The organism is Fictibacillus nanhaiensis, assembly GCF_036213205.1.
Classification (GTDB): Bacteria; Bacillota; Bacilli; order Bacillales; family Fictibacillaceae; genus Fictibacillus; species Fictibacillus nanhaiensis_E.
Genome location: NZ_JARMFC010000006.1, coordinates 547002 through 564004 on the forward strand (window position 1 = coordinate 547002; position 17003 = coordinate 564004).

23 protein-coding genes are annotated in these 17003 nt (G+C 37.4%); 20 read left to right on the forward strand and 3 right to left on the reverse strand.

Translation table 11 applies throughout. The features are described from left to right. Positions 1-3: 3 nt before the first annotated feature. The 11 genes from P4V41_RS09855 to P4V41_RS09905 all read left to right on the forward strand — a co-directional run bounded on the left by P4V41_RS09855 (position 4) and on the right by P4V41_RS09905 (position 8908). The gene (locus P4V41_RS09855) at positions 4-1080 is read left to right on the forward strand and encodes an enoyl-CoA hydratase/isomerase family protein (RefSeq protein WP_328084654.1); all 1077 of its coding nucleotides are present in this window, start codon (positions 4-6) and stop codon (positions 1078-1080) included. Between the two features lie 234 nt (positions 1081-1314). Further along, complete coding sequence (locus tag P4V41_RS09860) at positions 1315-1842, forward strand: AAA family ATPase (RefSeq protein WP_328084655.1); 528 nt, start codon at positions 1315-1317, stop codon at positions 1840-1842. A 119-nt stretch (positions 1843-1961) separates the two neighbouring features. Continuing rightward, on the forward strand, positions 1962-2426 hold the full coding sequence (locus P4V41_RS09865; RefSeq protein ID WP_328084756.1) for a GNAT family N-acetyltransferase: 465 nt from the start codon (positions 1962-1964) through the stop codon (positions 2424-2426). A gap of 199 nt (positions 2427-2625) precedes the next feature. Next, the gene (locus P4V41_RS09870; RefSeq protein WP_328084656.1) at positions 2626-2802 is read left to right on the forward strand and encodes a hypothetical protein; all 177 of its coding nucleotides are present in this window, start codon (positions 2626-2628) and stop codon (positions 2800-2802) included. Between the two features lie 56 nt (positions 2803-2858). Then, positions 2859-3503: a nucleotidyltransferase domain-containing protein gene (locus P4V41_RS09875; protein ID WP_328084657.1), complete on the forward strand. Its 645-nt coding sequence runs from the start codon at positions 2859-2861 to the stop codon at positions 3501-3503. Between the two features lie 69 nt (positions 3504-3572). Beyond that, positions 3573-5756: a DNA topoisomerase III gene (topB, locus tag P4V41_RS09880; RefSeq protein WP_328084658.1), complete on the forward strand. Its 2184-nt coding sequence runs from the start codon at positions 3573-3575 to the stop codon at positions 5754-5756. A 209-nt stretch (positions 5757-5965) separates the two neighbouring features. Next, the gene (locus P4V41_RS09885) at positions 5966-6286 is read left to right on the forward strand and encodes a PadR family transcriptional regulator (protein ID WP_328084757.1); all 321 of its coding nucleotides are present in this window, start codon (positions 5966-5968) and stop codon (positions 6284-6286) included. Between the two features lie 59 nt (positions 6287-6345). Then, a complete protein-coding gene (locus P4V41_RS09890; protein WP_328084659.1) occupies positions 6346-6687 on the forward strand; it encodes a DUF1048 domain-containing protein in 342 nt (113 codons plus the stop codon). A gap of 119 nt (positions 6688-6806) precedes the next feature. Beyond that, a complete protein-coding gene (locus tag P4V41_RS09895; protein WP_328084660.1) occupies positions 6807-7568 on the forward strand; it encodes an ABC transporter ATP-binding protein in 762 nt (253 codons plus the stop codon). Then, a complete protein-coding gene (locus P4V41_RS09900) occupies positions 7569-8318 on the forward strand; it encodes an ABC transporter permease (RefSeq protein ID WP_328084661.1) in 750 nt (249 codons plus the stop codon). Between the two features lie 152 nt (positions 8319-8470). After that, positions 8471-8908 (forward strand): VOC family protein, encoded by a 438-nt coding sequence (locus P4V41_RS09905; RefSeq protein ID WP_328084662.1) that lies wholly within the window; start codon positions 8471-8473, stop codon positions 8906-8908. Positions 8909-8947: 39 nt separating this feature from the next. Here the strand turns inward: P4V41_RS09905 and P4V41_RS09910 are convergent, their stop codons facing one another. Continuing rightward, entirely contained in the window at positions 8948-9205 is a 258-nt protein-coding gene (locus P4V41_RS09910; RefSeq protein WP_328084663.1) for a hypothetical protein, read from the reverse strand. Positions 9206-9820: 615 nt separating this feature from the next. Between P4V41_RS09910 and P4V41_RS09915 the strand changes: the two genes are divergently transcribed. From P4V41_RS09915 to P4V41_RS09925, 4 genes are all read left to right on the forward strand, one after another. Then, a complete protein-coding gene (locus P4V41_RS09915) occupies positions 9821-10543 on the forward strand; it encodes an alpha/beta hydrolase (RefSeq protein ID WP_328084664.1) in 723 nt (240 codons plus the stop codon). A 16-nt stretch (positions 10544-10559) separates the two neighbouring features. Then, positions 10560-10718 (forward strand): hypothetical protein, encoded by a 159-nt coding sequence (locus P4V41_RS09920; protein ID WP_328084665.1) that lies wholly within the window; start codon positions 10560-10562, stop codon positions 10716-10718. Positions 10719-10848: 130 nt separating this feature from the next. Next, positions 10849-11010 (forward strand): DUF5694 domain-containing protein, encoded by a 162-nt coding sequence (locus tag P4V41_RS21660; RefSeq protein WP_419181301.1) that lies wholly within the window; start codon positions 10849-10851, stop codon positions 11008-11010. Between the two features lie 405 nt (positions 11011-11415). Next, a complete protein-coding gene (locus P4V41_RS09925) occupies positions 11416-12099 on the forward strand; it encodes an N-acetylmuramoyl-L-alanine amidase (protein WP_328084666.1) in 684 nt (227 codons plus the stop codon). Positions 12100-12144: 45 nt separating this feature from the next. Here P4V41_RS09925 and P4V41_RS09930 read toward each other — a convergent pair whose 3' ends face one another. Then, positions 12145-12585 carry a hypothetical protein gene (locus P4V41_RS09930; RefSeq protein WP_328084667.1) on the reverse strand — a complete coding sequence of 147 codons (441 nt, stop codon included), beginning with the start codon at positions 12583-12585 and terminating at the stop codon, positions 12145-12147. Positions 12586-12676: 91 nt separating this feature from the next. Between P4V41_RS09930 and P4V41_RS09935 the strand changes: the two genes are divergently transcribed. The 3 genes from P4V41_RS09935 (at position 12677) to P4V41_RS09945 (ending at position 14346) form a co-directional block, all read left to right on the forward strand. Further along, positions 12677-13219 carry a TetR/AcrR family transcriptional regulator gene (locus tag P4V41_RS09935; protein ID WP_328084668.1) on the forward strand — a complete coding sequence of 181 codons (543 nt, stop codon included), beginning with the start codon at positions 12677-12679 and terminating at the stop codon, positions 13217-13219. A 298-nt stretch (positions 13220-13517) separates the two neighbouring features. Further along, positions 13518-13790 (forward strand): AbrB/MazE/SpoVT family DNA-binding domain-containing protein, encoded by a 273-nt coding sequence (locus P4V41_RS09940; RefSeq protein ID WP_328084669.1) that lies wholly within the window; start codon positions 13518-13520, stop codon positions 13788-13790. Between the two features lie 16 nt (positions 13791-13806). Then, a complete protein-coding gene (locus P4V41_RS09945) occupies positions 13807-14346 on the forward strand; it encodes an AAA family ATPase (RefSeq protein ID WP_328084670.1) in 540 nt (179 codons plus the stop codon). Between the two features lie 58 nt (positions 14347-14404). Here the strand turns inward: P4V41_RS09945 and P4V41_RS09950 are convergent, their stop codons facing one another. Then, a complete protein-coding gene (locus P4V41_RS09950; protein WP_328084671.1) occupies positions 14405-15184 on the reverse strand; it encodes a LysM peptidoglycan-binding domain-containing protein in 780 nt (259 codons plus the stop codon). 177 nt (positions 15185-15361) lie between these two features. Here P4V41_RS09950 and P4V41_RS09955 point away from each other — a divergent pair, with 177 nt between their 5' ends. Further along, positions 15362-15850: an ankyrin repeat domain-containing protein gene (locus P4V41_RS09955; protein ID WP_328084672.1), complete on the forward strand. Its 489-nt coding sequence runs from the start codon at positions 15362-15364 to the stop codon at positions 15848-15850. A gap of 90 nt (positions 15851-15940) precedes the next feature. Then, positions 15941-16864, forward strand: a complete 924-nt coding sequence (locus tag P4V41_RS09960) for a rhodanese-related sulfurtransferase (RefSeq protein WP_328084673.1) — start codon at positions 15941-15943, stop codon at positions 16862-16864. Positions 16865-17003 lie beyond the last annotated feature (139 nt).

Here is a 17003-nt window from a genome sequence, read left to right on the forward strand (position 1 = left end):
GAAATGTCTGAAGAAGTTTTGTTTTCCGTCAACTCAAATGGTGTAGCAACAATTATACTGAACCGGCCGAAAGCTCTAAATTCACTCTCTCATAAGATGGTTCTGACTATCGGAGAAAAATTAAAGAAATGGAAAGCGGATGATAAAGTATCTGTTGTTATATTGAAGGGTGCAGGGACCAAAGGACTTTGTGCGGGTGGTGATATTAAAACACTCTATGAAGCACGTTCATCTAGAACTGCTATGCAGGAAGCAGAAAGATTCTTTGAAGATGAATACGAAGTCGATATGGAGATCTACCTTTATCCGAAACCAATCATTGCATGCTTAGACGGAATTGTAATGGGTGGAGGAGTTGGACTTACATATGGAGCAAGCCACCGGATCGTTACGGAACGTACGAAATGGTCCATGCCAGAGATGAATATAGGATTTTTTCCAGATGTAGGCGGCGCTTATTTTTTAAATAAAGCTCCAGGATATATTGGCCGTTATCTCGCTTTAACTGCCTCAGTTATAAAGGCTCCAGATGTTTTGTATATGAAGGGTGCAGACATCTATATGAACAGTGAGACAATGTGTAACTTTCTTGAAAAGGTAGAAAATATGGATTGGACCGATGGGGAGGTTGAGGAGAAGCTGAATTATTTAATCAATAAATATGAAGCACAACCTTCCGAAGAGAGCAGGCTTGCATTATTGCAAAAAGAGATTGATGAACATTTTTGTTTTAAAACAATTGAGGAAATTCTTGATTCATTAGAAAGTCAGGAAAATGATTTCTGTCGGAATACAAAAGAAATTCTTCTTTCCAAGTCTCCTTTTTCATTGAAAGTGACCTTACAACAATTGCTCGAAGGAAAACAAAAAACAATGAAGGAATGCTTCGCAACAGACCTTTTTTTAGCTAAAAATTTTTTAAGACACAATGATTTCTATGAGGGAATTCGTTCACTCCTAATAGACAAAGATCAATTACCAAACTATGAATATAAGCGAGTTTCTGATGTTACAGATGAAATCGTTAATACATTTTGCAGGTCTCAAACAATTATATATAACCTGTCTAAAACTGAATAGGTTTCATTCAAGCAGTGTATTGTACTATATAGAAGAGATGAACATTGCTCGAATTTACTTGTTCATATAGACATCGATTTGTATATAAAAAAGGTTCGCTTTTAAGAGTAAAAGCGAACCTTTTTTTACATAAATGAAAAATTTGAAATTATAGCGCAAGAAATACATGTTAAAAGTTATGAATGAATATAAGAAATGTAACAACTATGTAAATTGGTGGAAGGAGATGAACAAATGTTTGATGAAATACTTAGTGATATGATGAAGGATGAGCTAGATATAGCTAGTCCATTAATTATAATGATGTGTGGTGTGGCAGGTTCTGGGAAAACCACCTTTTCACAACAATTAGAGAAGAAGGGTTTTGTGCGTCTTTCGATCGATGAAGAAATATGGTCTACTAATGGTCGATGGGGCGTTGACTTTCCGATGGATAAGTTCGAGGAATACAGAAAAGAAGCAGAAAGTAAATTGCGACAGCGTCTAATAAAACTAATTTATGATAAACAACAAGTAGTCATTGACTTCAGCTTTTGGGATCGATTAAGAAGGAACGAATATAAAAAGCTGATTGAGAATTGTGGCGGTAAATGGAAGCTAATCTATTTAAAAGTCCATCCTGATGAGTTACGGAAGCGGTTAAAAATACGTAACCAGCGCTTTGATGCAAATTCTTTCCCGATTTCAGAGGAACGATTAACTTCTTATCTTAAAGGTTTTGAAATACCTAGTGATGAAGGGGAAATTGTGGTAGAAAATTAAATCAAGCATGTCATGGGAAAGGGAGCGTTAGTATGTTATCAATTGGAGGAAACGTTTATAAAACCAAAAGTGGGAAAACCGTAACAGTAAGGGAAGCTTCCGTACTCGATGCGGAAGTGATGTTAAATGCTGCACCAAAAGCATTAGTGGATGCTCCATACATGTTAAGTACTTTGGAAGATCTTGAAAATTTAAGTTTAAAGGATATCAAACGCGAGTTAGATTATTATTCTGCCAACCCAAATTATCTTAAACTTCTTGCTGAATATGAAAATGAGCTTGTCGGTGTAATTGATTTTAGAAACGGAAACAAAGAAAAAATAGCGCACCAAGGCTCTTTTGCGATGACCGTGTTACCCCAATATCGAAATCATGGCGTTGGAAGAGCATTGGTAGATTCCCTGATTTCTTGGGCTTGGAATAACGAAACGATCGAAAAGATTTGTCTTGAAGTCATGGAAGACAACCATGGAGCAATACAATTATATAAATCCATGAATTTCGTGGAAGAAGGACGAAAAGCGAAAGCTGTGAAAATGGAAGGTCGATATCAAGATTTAATTTTGATGGCATTGTTTGTTTAATAGTTTTAATTTAGATGTTAAAAGCTTAACAGTTTCAACACATCCACATAGAATATACACGACATATATGAAGAGGTGAGTAATTATAATTGCATTTGTCGTTGCTATAGGTATATTAGTGGTATTAACATTTATGGCAATAGGTTTTACTAAAGGAAAAACAACAAAAAGAAAACTTATCGTTTGGGGCTCTTTTATTATGGTGGGTTTTAACCCGTTTTTAACATTCTTGATTTCTGTTCCAATTGGTATAGCAGTTGGTGACGGTTTTGCCGCGGTGGGAATGATGATGATATTGTTACCTGCTTTCTTTATCATTGGATTGATTACATTGTTAGCAGGAATTTTTGCAACTAGCAAGGTTGAAAACGTGTAAGAATGAGCTCTAAATACATTTTAATATAACATTATATAAGAAATCTTGAGGTGAAAATGAGCGAAATTAAAGAAATCTGGGAACCACTCTCGGTTACCGAAATTCAAGAAATATTTAGCGGAACACCTGTACGATGGTGGATTGCTGGTGGATGGGCATTAGATTTATATTTAGATGAAATAACACGAAAGCATGATGATATTGATGTTGTTATTTTAAGATCTCAACACCTGCTTCTACAGAATTTTTTGTCCGCTGACTGGGAAGGGTACAAAGCGTTCAAAGGAAAATTAATACCTTGGAACATGAACGAAAAGCTAGATTATCCATTTGATAATCTATGGTTTAAGAAAAAAGGAGAGTCCACATGGGCTTTTCAAGTAATGATCATAGATTGTGAGGATGATTATTGGATTTACAAACGAAATGGTACAATAAGAAGGAAACGATCTGATATTGGTTTGACATCTTCTGCTGAAGTTCCTTATTTAAGACCTGAAATTCAGCTTTTATATAAGGGTGGAAGTTCATTGGTTAGGGAAAAAGATAATTTGGATTTAGAGAATGTCTTGCCAGCATTGGATGAAGTAAGTAGAGAATGGTTAAGAAATTCATTATTGATTCAATACCCAAATGGACATCAATGGATCAAACGAATAAATACGTACATAGATAGCTCGCAAAATATGAAACTAGAGTAAGGGTGGTGTAACGCTTCCCTTATTTTCTTTTTCTTTAAGTAAAAAATTTCAGTAAAAAGGTGAAGTACTATGAGTAAAATCGTTATTTTGGCAGAAAAGCCATCCCAAGCTAAGGCTTATTCAGACGCCTTTTCAATAAAAAAGAAAGATAAATCGTTTATTGAATTAAACCCATGCAGCATCTTTCCAAATGGCGCGACCATTACATGGGGTATTGGGCATTTAGTTGAACTGAAACAACCTAAAGAATATAAATCTGAGTGGGGAACGTGGCGCTTGTCTTCTTTACCGATCTTGCCTGACCGTTATGAATTTAAGGTCGCAACTGGGAAGTATGAACAGTTTAATGCGGTAAAACGGTTATTTAAAGAAGCGGACATCATCATTAACGGATGTGATGTGGATCGTGAAGGTTCGAATATCTTTTATTCGATTTACCATATGACAGGTGTGAGAGACAAGACCATTAAACGACTGTGGATTAACTCTCTTGAAGTGGATGAGGTACGTAAAGGATTCTCTAATCTAAATAACAACGAGAAAGATCTTTTGCTTTATGCCGAAGCCAAAACACGCCAAATCTCTGATTGGCTCGTTGGCATGAACGGAAGTCGCCTCTATACGTTACTGTTACAGCAAAAGGGACTTACGGATAGCTTGAGCATTGGTAGGGTGCAGTCGCCAACAACGTATTTGATCTACCAAAGGCACCTCGAGATCGAGAATTTCGTGGCTAAACCTTTTTATGAGATAGAAGGGAACTTTACGGCAGCAAACGGAAAGTATAAAGGCAAAGCGAAAATAAAAAGTGAAAAACAAGAAGAGGTCCAACAGCTGCTAGACAAGCACAACATTTCTGGCAAAGATATGGGTATCATTAAGGCCGTTTCAAAAAAGGAAATGCGAATCAAATCACCTAAGTTACATGCGCTCTCGACGTTGCAAGCAACAGCGAACAGAAGATGGAAATACAGCCCGAAAAAGGTGTTGGATACGGTTCAGAAGTTGTACGATAAGAAGATTCTAACCTATCCAAGAACCGACACTCAATACATTACAGAGAATGAGTTTAATTATCTATCAGCTAACCTTGAGTCTTATCAAGGTCTCATAGAGAATCGTTTTGCTGCTGCTTCTAAACGACCTAGTAAAAGATATGTAGACGGATCAAAGGTTCAAGAGCACTATGCGATCATTCCAACAAAAAATGTTCCAACCTCTGTAAAAATTCAAGGGTTATCAATCGAAGAGAGAAACATTTATTTTGAAGTGTTGAATACGACGCTTGCTATGTTTCATCACGATTATGTGTACGAAGAGACGAAAGTTACAACGAGCGTGAATGATTTAGACTTTGAATCTGTAGGAAAAACAGAGATTAGCAAAGGATGGAAAGAACTTTTTAACTACGGATCAAAGGACAAAGAAAACACAAATGCTAAGAAAGATGAGAACACAGCACAAGCTCTCCCTAAACTTGAAAAAGGGGAGGAAGTGAAGAGTATCGTCAAAATGAAAGAAGGGATGACGACCTCTCCGAAACCTTATACAGAAGGTCAACTTATTTCGATGATGAAAACGTGTGGTAAGTCGGTCGAGAATGAAGAAGAAATGGAAATTTTAAAAGAAGTAGAAGGTCTAGGTACGGAAGCGACACGAAGCGGGATCATTGAAACGATAAAAAAGCACCAATATATTGAAGTAAAAAAGAACGTTGTTCACATAACAGAAAAAGGGAAGATTCTTTGTCAGTCTATAGAAGGCAATCTGCTTTCCAGTCCATCCATGACTGCTAAATGGGAAACCTATTTAAAGAAGATTGGAAACGGAGATGGAACACCGCAAGCTTTTTTGGGAAGCATCGCAAAGTTTCTCAATAAACTGATTGAAGAAGTACCTGCGCAATTGAACGCTGCACCTATCCAACAGAGTATTGATGGAGTGAAGAATGTAAGTCAGAAACCGATTGCTACTTGTCCGAGGTGTAAAAAAGGAAAAATCAGCGTAAGTCGATCGTATTTCCGATGCTCAGAACATGCTAATGGTTGTAAACAAACTTTTCCAGGGAAATTACTTAGTAAGACGATTACAGAAAAACAGGTGAAGGATCTGTGTACAAAAGGGAAAACAAGTCTTATTAAAGGTTTTAAGCCGAAAGCGAAAGAAAAGAAAAAATTTAGTGCGATGCTCGTTTTAAAGGATGATTTTACAATAGGGTTTGAGTTTGCCAACAATCAGTTTGTGAAAAAATGAAGTTTAACATAACTCGAAGGCTCGTCATTGACGAGTCTTTTTTAACAAGTAAGAATTTATTTTTGGAAAACAGTTGACATTTCTGGTACTCAGTCATACAATGTAGAGGTAATAAGTAATACTGAATAGTAATAGAGATTTTGAAATTTTTTACTACGGTACTAAGTCATACTTATTATAAGTCAGATGAAATAAAGGAGGCTTTTGACATCGAAAATTTAACAGAAATGCTAAAAGGTTCACTTGAAGGCTGCGTGCTGGAAATTATCAGTCGTCATGAAACCTATGGCTACGAAATTACACGCCGCTTAAACGATCTAGGGTTTACAGAAGTGGTTGAGGGTACAGTATACACAATTCTCGTCCGATTGGAAAAGAAGAAATTAGTAGACATCGTCAAGAAGCCGTCAGATATGGGACCACCTCGAAAGTTTTACACACTTAATGAAGCCGGAAGAGAAGAATTACAATCATTTTGGCGAAAATGGGATTTCGTATCTTCTAAAATTAATGTATTGAAATCACAATAAACTCATAAAGTGTTTTGGTGGTCTTATGAATGGTAGGGACAAAAAAGGAGGAAAACAAAATGTTGGAATGGATTAAAAAAATGATCGGTGATAAGAAAGAATACAAAATGATGATGGCTCGAGTTGAAGCACTTCCGGAAGATTATCAGTTTGTATTTAAAAAGATTCAAACGTACATGTGGAACTTTTCATCTGGAAACGGGATGGATATGCTTCACATCCAGTATGAATTGATTGATTTGTTTGAAGCAGGAGCAGCTGAAGGGAGACCAGTGCTAGACATTACAGGGGAAGACGTGGCATCTTTCGCAGATGAACTCGTAGCAAACGCCAAAACCTATTTTGCTAAATATCGCGAAGATCTGAATCAAAGTATTAAGAAGGAATTAGGAAAAGAGTAATAATTATGGCTGAATAGAATGTACTGGGAACTATTCAGTTATTTTTTTGCTCAGTACTAAGTAATACTTATTATCGGTGATACTAAATAGTAAAATTATTATTCATTAGGAGGAAAAACATGAATCAAACAGCGATTTCTATAAAACGCTTGAAAAAATCTTTTAAAGATAAGGAAGTTTTAAAAGGAGTAGATTTTGACGTGAAGAAGGGAGAGATCTTTGCGTTGTTAGGTTCAAATGGAGCGGGAAAGACAACGATCGTCAACATTCTCTCCACATTGATGAAAGCGGATGATGGGGAAGCACGAATCTGCGGGTTTGATGTTAATCGTCAACCCGATGGAGTTCGCCAGAGCATCAGTTTAACAGGGCAGTTCGCAGCACTAGACGGAATGCTTAATGGGCGTGAAAATTTGACGATGATTGCAAAGTTAAGAGGTGTTGCGAGTCCAGCTAGAGTCGCAGATCAATTACTTGAAAGATTCAGCTTAACAGAAGCTGCGAACAAACGCAGTGATCAATATTCTGGTGGTATGAAACGGAGGCTTGATATTGCCATGAGTCTGATTGGGACACCTGATGTTATTTTTCTAGACGAATCAACGACTGGACTTGATCCTGAGGCCCGTATTGAGGTTTGGGATACGATTAAGGAACTTGCTATTAGTGGCACAACCATATTGCTGACGACTCAATACTTGGAAGAAGCTGAACAGCTCGCGGACCGTATCGCGATATTACATGAAGGTAAAATCATCAAGAGCGGCACCCTTTCAGAACTAAAAGAGATGTTCCCGAAAGCTAAAGTGGAGTACGTTGAGAAGCAGCCAACACTCGAGGATATTTTCCTCAACATCATCGGAAAAAAGGAGAGAGTTTAAATGAAAAGTGTAACAGGAACGTTATTAGGACGGTTAATGCGTAATATCATGCGTAGTCCAGATACGATTATTACGGTGGCTATTACGCCGATTATGATGATGTTATTGTTTGTCTATGTCTTTGGTGGTGCGATTGAGACAGGAACAGAGAACTATGTTAATTATTTATTACCAGGCATCTTGCTTATGGCGATCGCATCTGGAGTGGCTTATACATCTGTTCGGCTATTTACAGATGTGAAGAGCGGGTTAATGGCTCGTTTTGTAACCATGCCAATCAAACGTTCGTCAGTTTTGTGGGCACATGTTTTAACCTCACTTGTTTCTAATGCTTTAACGATCTTAATTGTAATCCTTGTCGCCTTGCTCATGGGTTTTCGTTCTAACGCAGGATTTCTAGATTGGCTTTATGTAGCGGGGATACTCGGATTATTTACACTCGCGCTTACATGGCTCGCTGTTATTCCGGGTTTAACAGCAAGTTCAATGGAAGGAGCAACAGCTTATTCGTACCCGCTCGTATTCCTACCCTTTATCAGTTCAGCTTTTGTTCCAACCGAAACAATGCCTAAGATCGTGCGTATTTTTGCTGAAAATCAACCAGTAACATCCATTGTGAACGCAATTCGTGCTCTCTTGTATGAGGGACCAGTTGGAAATGATATCTGGATTGCACTTGCTTGGTGTATCGGAATTATGGTGATTGCATACTTCTTTGCTAGTAAAAAGTTTAAACGTCAGTTGGGATAAAAAATTGCTAAGAAAAGAGACAAAGCCATGATTGGCTTGTCTCTTTTAGTTATTTATGAAAAGGATTAAGAGAAAAACCAACGAATACTACTAAAGAAAACAGGCTACATCAATCAAAGAGTTATTTAATGTTATTTAGGAGCTGTTGAAATATGAAGATTAATAGAATTGATCATGTGAGTATAAACGTAAACAATCTTTCAGAAGCGAAAGCATTTTTTCTTGATATAGGACTTGAAGTGAAAGCGGAATGGGAGCTGCAAGGAGATCAATTAGACAGGATTGTTGGACTAAAGAATGTTAGAACAGGTTGCGTAGGACTAGGGATGCCAGAAGGGAACACTTGGATAGAGCTCGTTAAATATTATACGCCATCCGATGATTCAGATCTTCAACTAGCATCTCCAAATACGTTAGGCATTCGGCATATCTGCTTTGCTGTTGAGGATCTTGAGGCCATCGTTGCTATTTTGAAAAAGAAGGGCATGGAGACCTTTAGTGAGATCGAGCAATATGAAAATAGCTATAAACTTTGCTATGTTAGAGGTCCAGAGGGGATTATTCTAGAGTTAGCGGAGAAAATTGGATAATTAAAACGACCAGACTAGTAATCTAGTCGGGTCGTTTGATTACGGTTTGTCCCAGCTTACGATCAAGAAAAACAATGTGATTATTACGATTAATCCAGATAAGGTTAGTGTCAAAATACTAGCCATTTTCCATTTCCCTTTACCAGAAAAAAGTGTTAAGATCCACCCTACAATATAGCCACATAGCGCAAACCATGCATAAGAAGCTGCAAAGAATCCAATGTACTTTCCAAGCCATGTAGGAATCAAACCCACGATAAAAATGATTATTGCAAATAAACCCATGTACTTTTTCATAAGTGGCTACACCTCAGTTTATGATATATGTATTAAATTACCATATAATGTATGTTAGTGGTGAGAAATTTGGTGTGTTTCATTGATTAATTTCTGTAAGAATTAAAGACGTTAAATAGTATTAAGAAATGAACGACCTTGCATGGTAAAATAAGGTATACATAAGAATGAGAGGGAATGCTAGCTATGTCGTACATGATTCAGTTTGCTTTATCAACTTTTAATGACCTGAAATTATCTGGTCATTTTTTATTCATTTAATTTGCATGTAGGTTGACAATAAGAAAATATATACAACAGATTAGCAAATATTATTAAAGGTGAGCAGCAGGATGTATAGTGAAGTTACAAAGAAGCCCATTCGTTACATTGAAGAACATTTGCAAGATGACTGAATAAGTAGACGAATCCTAAAATACTATTATGATGGGATATGAAAAGACAGCTAAACCTAGCTGTAGATGAATAACCATTTCTCCCAATTATATTATTAAGAAAAATAAAAGACTCGGCTTCCATTTTTAATTTACTAATTACTATGACATACATACTAAATATTGAAAAATATGGTAAATTAGTAGAGTGACAAATACTTAACGACTGGAGCTGCGGTAAATGATTTTACATACATACACAGCAGGAGATGGAGAACCTATTGTATTCATTCATTCAGGAGGTATGACGGGTTTAACAGAGTATGAGGAACAAAAGGATTACTTTGCAGAAAATCATTTTAAAGTGATTAGACCTGACTTGAGAGGTCATGGGAAATCTAAAGGATCTCTAGAAGATTACTTTAATCAATGTGTGACTGATTTAAAGGACACACTCGACTCATTAAACATTGAAGAGTGCCATATTGCGGGTGTGTCTATTGGTGGAGTTGCCGCATTAATGTTTGCCAAAAGATATCCGTCGAGAGTTAAGACATTAACATTTTCTGGGATATTCCCAAAACAACCTGACAATTGGGAAGAACTTAGTAGACAAGAAGCAGAACATCATAAAAATCTATTCGATAATCCAGAGATTGTAGAAGCACTTAATCAAATGCATGGAAACAATGATTGGAAAGCATTGCTTACTTCATTTAACTCAGATGATTTTTATCCTTTTCACGAAACGGGTGAACTTTCAGATGTGACAGCTCCCATCTTGTGTATGGTAGGAGAAAGGGAAGAACTTGAAGTTGAAGCAGCGGTTACGTATAAGAAATTACATGCTAACACGCAAATAGCTGTAATCCCTTATGCTGGGCACTTGGTACATAGAGATCAACCGGATTTATATTCAAGAACTTTATCTGCGTTTATACAGAATCACAGTAAAGTAATCTAAGAATGAGGTTATTTATATGAAAGAAATCATTCTAGTAGGTACGTATCATTTTGAACAACACGAAGAATTAGTAAAAAATAAAATAAACGAAATAAAAGAATTGGTTGGATATTTAGCGAAATTTAATCCATCTATAGTAGCACTGGAGTGGAAAAAGACACAGAATGACTGGTAAATAAAAAATATAAGCATTCAAATGGTAACTACTCCTTATGCGAAATACAGCAGATAGGATTTAGGTTAGCACATTAATTACAACATGAGCAGGTATATGCAATAAATTGTACAGGTAATTTAATAAATGGATTGAAAGAGAACTTAGAATTTGCAAGAATTTAGTTGATATTTTAACAAACCAAGAAGATGAATGTGTAATGTTATTAATTGGCAGTGATCACCTTTGGATGTTAAAGAAGTTATTTGAAGGAAGTGGTTGGAAGGTTACAAATCCTTTTGTTAATAATTAATTTTTAATAATCAGCCATTTAAGAGCCTTGAATATCCTCTACCTGAGATAAATAACTCTAGGTGTTGCTAAGTTAATAGATTATGTACTATAAGCCTAACTTCAAATGAAGTTAGGCAATTGGTTGTTAGCCAATTCTTTTCTTGTTCTTTTTACTCTTACGCACTTTTTTATCAGCCAACAAACCGTTTAATAAACTTAAGAAACTTCGCATAAAAGACACCCCATTATCTTTAAATACATTCTAGAGAATGAAATACTCTCTATTTTCATAGTTTATGATGAACATCTTTGAGGGGATTGGACAAACTCATTAAATTATTTATAATTTCTACTCTATAAAACTACTTTTTGTACAAACCTTTTCATAGATTCCAACATATGATAGATAACAGGGGTGATGAAAATGGTGAAAATTTTTATAGATCCTGGTCATGGTGGTACTGATCCAGGAGGGGTTGCTAATAACCTAACAGAAAAGGCGCTTACTTTAAAAATAGGAGTTCGAATCAGAGATATTTTACTTGCGGAATATAACAATGTTTCAGTCTTAATGAGTAGAACGACTGATGTAACGAAGTCTTTAACAGAACGAACAGATGCTGCAAACGCATGGGGAGCAGACTTCTTTTTATCCGTTCATACGAATGCAGGTGGTGGAACTGGGTACGAGGATTACATCTATCCAGGCTCTTCAGCACCAACAACAACTTATCAAGATAATGTGCATGTCGAGATTTTGAAAGTCGTGAATTTTAGTGATCGTGGTCAAAAGACAGCAAACTTTCATGTGCTTCGTGAATCGAACATGCCCGCTCTTTTAACTGAGAACGGCTTTATTGATAACGTGAATGATGCGAATAAGTTAAAAACAGCTTCATTTATTGAAAGTATTGCGCGTGGACATGTGAATGGCATTGTGAAAAGCTTCAACCTTCCTAAGAAGGCAACTTATCACACAGTTGTGAGTGGAGATACGGTCTATGCTCTAAGTCAACAATATGGAAGCACCATACAACAGATCAAAACCTGGAACAATCTTGATAATAACTACAGCATTTATCCTGGTCAGGTTTTAAGAGTAAAGTAACACCAAATACACCGACATGAAGTGTACTTGGTATTTTTTTTGGCCTTAAGTCAACTTTATACCTTTTCGATAAGCTTCAATAAATGCGAATGCCAAAAACGTAAAAGCTCCCCATAAGATCCATGCCGCACCATAACTGATCTGGTCTGAATTCGTACCATAAACCCAAGTTCCCCAAGTTAAAACAATTCCATCAAAAAATGTGGCTGTTGCAAGACCAAAACCGATACCTGGAACAATTTGAATGGGCTTAAGATCTGCACCTTTTACGATAAGCAGAACAGAAAGCCAAGATATCGGTAAAGCAAGTACAAAGGAAATGAGACTGCCCATTTTACTGAATAAGCCGACGGAGTATCCAAATTGGACAGCCATTGCTCCACTAAACCAAAATACAAGTCCAAATGCGATTAAAATTCCTGTTTGTTTTTTACTAAAAAAACGAGCTGTTTCTACTACGTGTGCTTCTTCTAACTTACTATTCATCTGAATTCCTCCCCATATAAGAAAATGTAGCACTTGCTACATAATAAAAATGTAGCATATACTACATAAAAAATGCAACGAGGAAAAAATGATGAAAAAAGGCGAATTACGAAAACAAGAGTTACAAGAAAAAATGTCCATACACATTCTTACTAACGGCCTTCAGTCAGTAAGCTTAAGAAATTTAGCGAAGGCGGTAGGCACTAGTGACAGAATGCTGCTTCATTATTATCAAGACAAAGAAGAGCTGATGACAGAAGTTTTGACACAGATTTCTGATAACCTGATTACCATTCTTGAACAGGCAAGAACGGTTGCTATTCCATTTAATCAATTAGTTCCACATCTTTATCAACTGATTAAAGATCCAGTTGTGAAACCTTACATTCAGCTTTGGCTTGAGTTAATTGCACGAGCTTCAAAAAATGAAGAGCCTTACTTTTCAATTGCTAAACAGATTGGAGATAGTTTCATCAATTACTGTTCCGAACTCATTCAAGCGGATGAAGAAGAAAAAGAGAAGTTGGCACCTTTAACATTCATCATAATAGAAGGAATTGCAATGCTAGATGCGATTGATTTTGAGTCTAATATTGAAAAAGCGTTGGACGGACTTTCAGGCTTTCAAAAATAGTTATAGTAAACATGTTGTTAGAAAACCGTACTTAAAGCTTGCAGCAAATTTGCCTGCAAGCTTTTTGGGGAAAAAGTTATAGGTTTTTCGCCTCATGATAAAAACGGAGTATCATGTTTTCGCTTTTCGTCCTTTAAAATTAGTCCTATTTACTCAATAAATTAACCCAACTCAAATCCCCTTCCTATTTCTAGAAGTTTTTGAGATGATTAATCCAGTGGTAAAAAACATAATTTACCAAGTGTGATAATACGCAGATTCTAATCATCCAGTTGGCAGGAAAGGGAAGGTAGAACAAATGAAAAGTACGGGGATTGTGAGAAAAGTAGATGAGTTAGGAAGAATCGTGATTCCGATCGAATTGCGACGAATGATGGATCTAGACATTAAAGATGGCATCGAGATTTTTGTTGAGAATGACCGCATTATTTTAAAGAAATACATACCGAATAACTCGTGCGTAGTTACAGGAGAAGTGACTGATCAGAATGCTACTTATGCTGGAGGGAAGTTCGTACTAAGTCCGAATGGCGCAAGAGCACTATTAGAAGAATTAGAATTAAAGTTTTAAGTGTGGAGGAACATCTGTGACACATGAAGATGCAAGGACTGTTTATCTCCTGTCAGGACCAGCAGGAGTCGGGAAGTCAACAACTGCGATCGAGCTTGTAAAAAGTATGAGAAACAGCGCTTATCTATCAGGCGATGATATTAGTCATATGCACATTAACGGAAGAGAGAAGCCTTGGGAAAGTGAACAAGAACATAATTTGATCTGGAATAACATCCTCCAGCTTACGAAGAACTTCATTGATTATGGCTGTGACGTTGTGATCGACTACATAACCTTTCCAAAGGATGCTGAGTGGTTCACAGATCAGTTAAGGAAATCCGATGTAGTTATTAAGTACGTTGTCCTTTGGGCTGATGAAAAGACGTTGGTAAAAAGAGATGCTCTGCGGGATGAAGAGGAACGAATGGGCGAAAGATGTTTGGCTCTTTTTCGTGAGTTCATAAACTCTGGCTTAGATTCAAAGTATCTTCTTCATACAAGTTTACTAACTCCCAAAGACATACATCAAGTTGTCCAAGAAATAACGCATGAGAACAGATTCATTCTAATATAAAAAACATGCGGCCAGAAGAGGCTGCATGTTTTTGTGTGGAAAGTCGTGCGGAAGATCCTTATTTTTTAAAAAGTTGTACCCAAGCTCCCTCAAAATAACCTACCCCGATGGAGTCATAGTTAGAGCTTAAAATGTTTTGGCGATGGCCAGGGCTATTCATCCAATCTGTCATAACAGCTTGTGGAGAAGTTTGCCCTTTAGCAATGTTCTCACCTGCAGCTGTGTAATCGATTCCAAAGCTGCGCATCATGTCAAACGGAGAACCGTAAGTCGGTGAGTTATGATCGAAATAGTTATTCTGAATCATGTCTTTGGCTTTTGCCAAAGCAACATTGCTAAGTTCAGCATCAAGTGTTAATGGGGCAAGGCCGGCTTTTTGACGCTCTGCATTCACAAGCTGTGAAACTTGTGTAGCAGTTGAACCGACAGAAGGTTGTGTTGGAGCTGTAGCTTTAGGTGCTGGCTGTTGTTTAGCAACAGAAGCAGGTAGCTCAATCACTTGTCCAGGATATACCCAGTTGATCTCTTTGATCTGTGGGTTTGCCTGTTGAATTGCCCATAAACTAACATTTGACGCCGAAGCGATTTTGTTAAGTGTTTCTCCATTTAATACTTTGTGTAAATTTGAAGATGACGGAATGTATAACGTTTGACCAGGATAGATGTTATGGCTAGTCAATCGATTCATTCCAATTACATTTGATACGCTTACATTTTTATGCTGTGAGATCTTCCACAGTGTGTCATGTTGCTGAACCGTATATGGTGTAGAAGCATGTGCCGCAGTTGTCATTACGAGAAAAGCAGCCAGTGATAAAGATAATATTTTTAAACGCATAATATCCCCCAAATATCCAGTTCCCCCAACGACTTTCACTATTTAAATGTTCACATAATTTAGACCGCGAAACAACTGGGAATGAGAGAAAAATTTTGTAAATAAATGTATACAAAAGGGTTTTCGTGTCGGGAAGTCGAAGTAGTCTTACAACAACGATCAGAAAGGGTGGATACTATGAATCTGCACCAAGCAGCAATGGATGGGAATTTAACAGTGGTTGAGGAACTTTTGAAAAACGAAGAAACAAACATAAACACATTGAGTGAAGGGTGGTCACCTCTTCATCTAGCCGCACATTTTGGACATATTGAAATTGTGAGGCTGTTGCTCGAACAAGGAGCTGATGTTCAAGTGAAGTCAGGAAACAACATGGCGAACACGCCACTTCATGCAGCTGCAGCGAATATGAAGAATCGCCAAGAGATGATCAGTCTCCTATTATCACACGGAGCCGACATTAACGAAAAGCAAAGCGGAGGCTGGACGATTCTACATCAAGCCGCTCAGCATAACGACCCTGAGATGATCGCTTACTTTGTTGAAAAAGGAGCAGATCCCTACCTTGCCAAAGAGGACGGAAAAACAGCCCTTGAACTGGCGGAAGATGAAGAAGCACATGAGGCAGCGGATATCTTAAGAAACTGCACATTAAATAAAATCTAAAATACAGGATGCGTCCTGTATTTTTCTTTTTCTCATAATTTGTTATTATAGGTAAGGTAGTTTTTTAAGATGCATAAGTAGGTGGTAAACATGGAATTTCAAATATTATTGTATTATAAATACGTAACGATCAAAGACCCAGAAGCGTTTAAGGAAGAACATCTAGCTCTTTGTAAGGAGATCGGACTCAAAGGCAGAATTCTTGTAGCGCACGAAGGGATTAACGGAACTGTATCAGGAACGGTGGAGCAGACAGAGTCATACATGCAGATGATGAAGGATGATCCTCGTTTTGCGGATACCGTTTTTAAAATAGAGAAATCGAACGAACATGCTTTCAAAAAGATGAAGGTTCGTGTACGTCCAGAGCTTGTTCACTTAAGCTTGGAAGATGATGTGAATCCGAACGAACTTACTGGTAAGCACCTTTCTCCAAAAGAATGGCTAGAAGCGATGGAGTCAGAAGATGTCGTGATCCTAGATGCACGTAACACGTACGAGTACGATCTTGGTCATTTCAAGAATGCGATCAGACCGGACGTGGAAACATTCCGCGAGCTGCCGCAATGGGTACGAGAGAACTTCAGTCAGTTCAAGGATAAAAAAGTTCTAACGTACTGCACAGGCGGTATTCGTTGTGAGAAGTTCTCAGGTTTCCTGGTAAAAGAAGGCTTCAAGGACGTTTCACAGCTCGAAGGCGGAATCATCTCCTACGGATATGATGAAGAAGCCAAAGGAAAGCTATGGGACGGAAAATGTTATGTGTTCGATGAGCGGATCTCCGTACCTGTTAACCGAACAGGTGAAGAGGTTGTCGTCGGCAAATGTTATCATTGCGGTAATCCTGAAGAACGCTATGTAAAATGCGGGAACCCAGAATGCAACGCGCATCTGTTGATGTGTGAAGAATGTGAGCATGAACACAAACGTTCCTGCAGCACAGAGTGCAGAGAGCATCCATGGAACCGTTATATAAAAGAATGTGAAGCAGAAAGCGAAAGTTCTCCTTTGTAGGGGGACTTTTTCTTATTTGTGAGTGAGTTGATGACAAAGTGTCCACTCGTGGCGGAAAATGCTGTTTATGTCTGTATGGAGAAAACATCGGATATTAATTACGTAGTAAATACCATTTTTTACGTAGTAATCTTGTTTA

What these genes read in the sequence shown, in the direction of transcription:
- P4V41_RS09855 (WP_328084654.1), top strand. Translation starts at nt 4, where the DNA reads ATGTCTGAAGAAGTTTTGTTTTCCGTCAACTCAAATGGTGTAGCAACA.
- P4V41_RS09860 (WP_328084655.1), top strand. Translation starts at nt 1,315, where the DNA reads ATGTTTGATGAAATACTTAGTGATATGATGAAGGATGAGCTAGATATA.
- P4V41_RS09865 (WP_328084756.1), top strand. Translation starts at nt 1,962, where the DNA reads ATGTTAAATGCTGCACCAAAAGCATTAGTGGATGCTCCATACATGTTA.
- P4V41_RS09870 (WP_328084656.1), top strand. Translation starts at nt 2,626, where the DNA reads ATGGTGGGTTTTAACCCGTTTTTAACATTCTTGATTTCTGTTCCAATT.
- P4V41_RS09875 (WP_328084657.1), top strand. Translation starts at nt 2,859, where the DNA reads ATGAGCGAAATTAAAGAAATCTGGGAACCACTCTCGGTTACCGAAATT.
- topB (WP_328084658.1), top strand. Translation starts at nt 3,573, where the DNA reads ATGAGTAAAATCGTTATTTTGGCAGAAAAGCCATCCCAAGCTAAGGCT.
- P4V41_RS09890 (WP_328084659.1), top strand. Translation starts at nt 6,346, where the DNA reads ATGTTGGAATGGATTAAAAAAATGATCGGTGATAAGAAAGAATACAAA.
- P4V41_RS09895 (WP_328084660.1), top strand. Translation starts at nt 6,807, where the DNA reads ATGAATCAAACAGCGATTTCTATAAAACGCTTGAAAAAATCTTTTAAA.
- P4V41_RS09900 (WP_328084661.1), top strand. Translation starts at nt 7,569, where the DNA reads ATGAAAAGTGTAACAGGAACGTTATTAGGACGGTTAATGCGTAATATC.
- P4V41_RS09905 (WP_328084662.1), top strand. Translation starts at nt 8,471, where the DNA reads ATGAAGATTAATAGAATTGATCATGTGAGTATAAACGTAAACAATCTT.
- P4V41_RS09910 (WP_328084663.1), bottom strand. Translation starts at nt 9,205, where the DNA reads ATGAAAAAGTACATGGGTTTATTTGCAATAATCATTTTTATCGTGGGT.
- P4V41_RS09915 (WP_328084664.1), top strand. Translation starts at nt 9,821, where the DNA reads ATGATTTTACATACATACACAGCAGGAGATGGAGAACCTATTGTATTC.
- P4V41_RS09920 (WP_328084665.1), top strand. Translation starts at nt 10,560, where the DNA reads ATGAAAGAAATCATTCTAGTAGGTACGTATCATTTTGAACAACACGAA.
- P4V41_RS09925 (WP_328084666.1), top strand. Translation starts at nt 11,416, where the DNA reads ATGGTGAAAATTTTTATAGATCCTGGTCATGGTGGTACTGATCCAGGA.
- P4V41_RS09930 (WP_328084667.1), bottom strand. Translation starts at nt 12,585, where the DNA reads ATGAATAGTAAGTTAGAAGAAGCACACGTAGTAGAAACAGCTCGTTTT.
- P4V41_RS09935 (WP_328084668.1), top strand. Translation starts at nt 12,677, where the DNA reads ATGAAAAAAGGCGAATTACGAAAACAAGAGTTACAAGAAAAAATGTCC.
- P4V41_RS09940 (WP_328084669.1), top strand. Translation starts at nt 13,518, where the DNA reads ATGAAAAGTACGGGGATTGTGAGAAAAGTAGATGAGTTAGGAAGAATC.
- P4V41_RS09950 (WP_328084671.1), bottom strand. Translation starts at nt 15,184, where the DNA reads ATGCGTTTAAAAATATTATCTTTATCACTGGCTGCTTTTCTCGTAATG.
- P4V41_RS09955 (WP_328084672.1), top strand. Translation starts at nt 15,362, where the DNA reads ATGAATCTGCACCAAGCAGCAATGGATGGGAATTTAACAGTGGTTGAG.
- P4V41_RS09960 (WP_328084673.1), top strand. Translation starts at nt 15,941, where the DNA reads ATGGAATTTCAAATATTATTGTATTATAAATACGTAACGATCAAAGAC.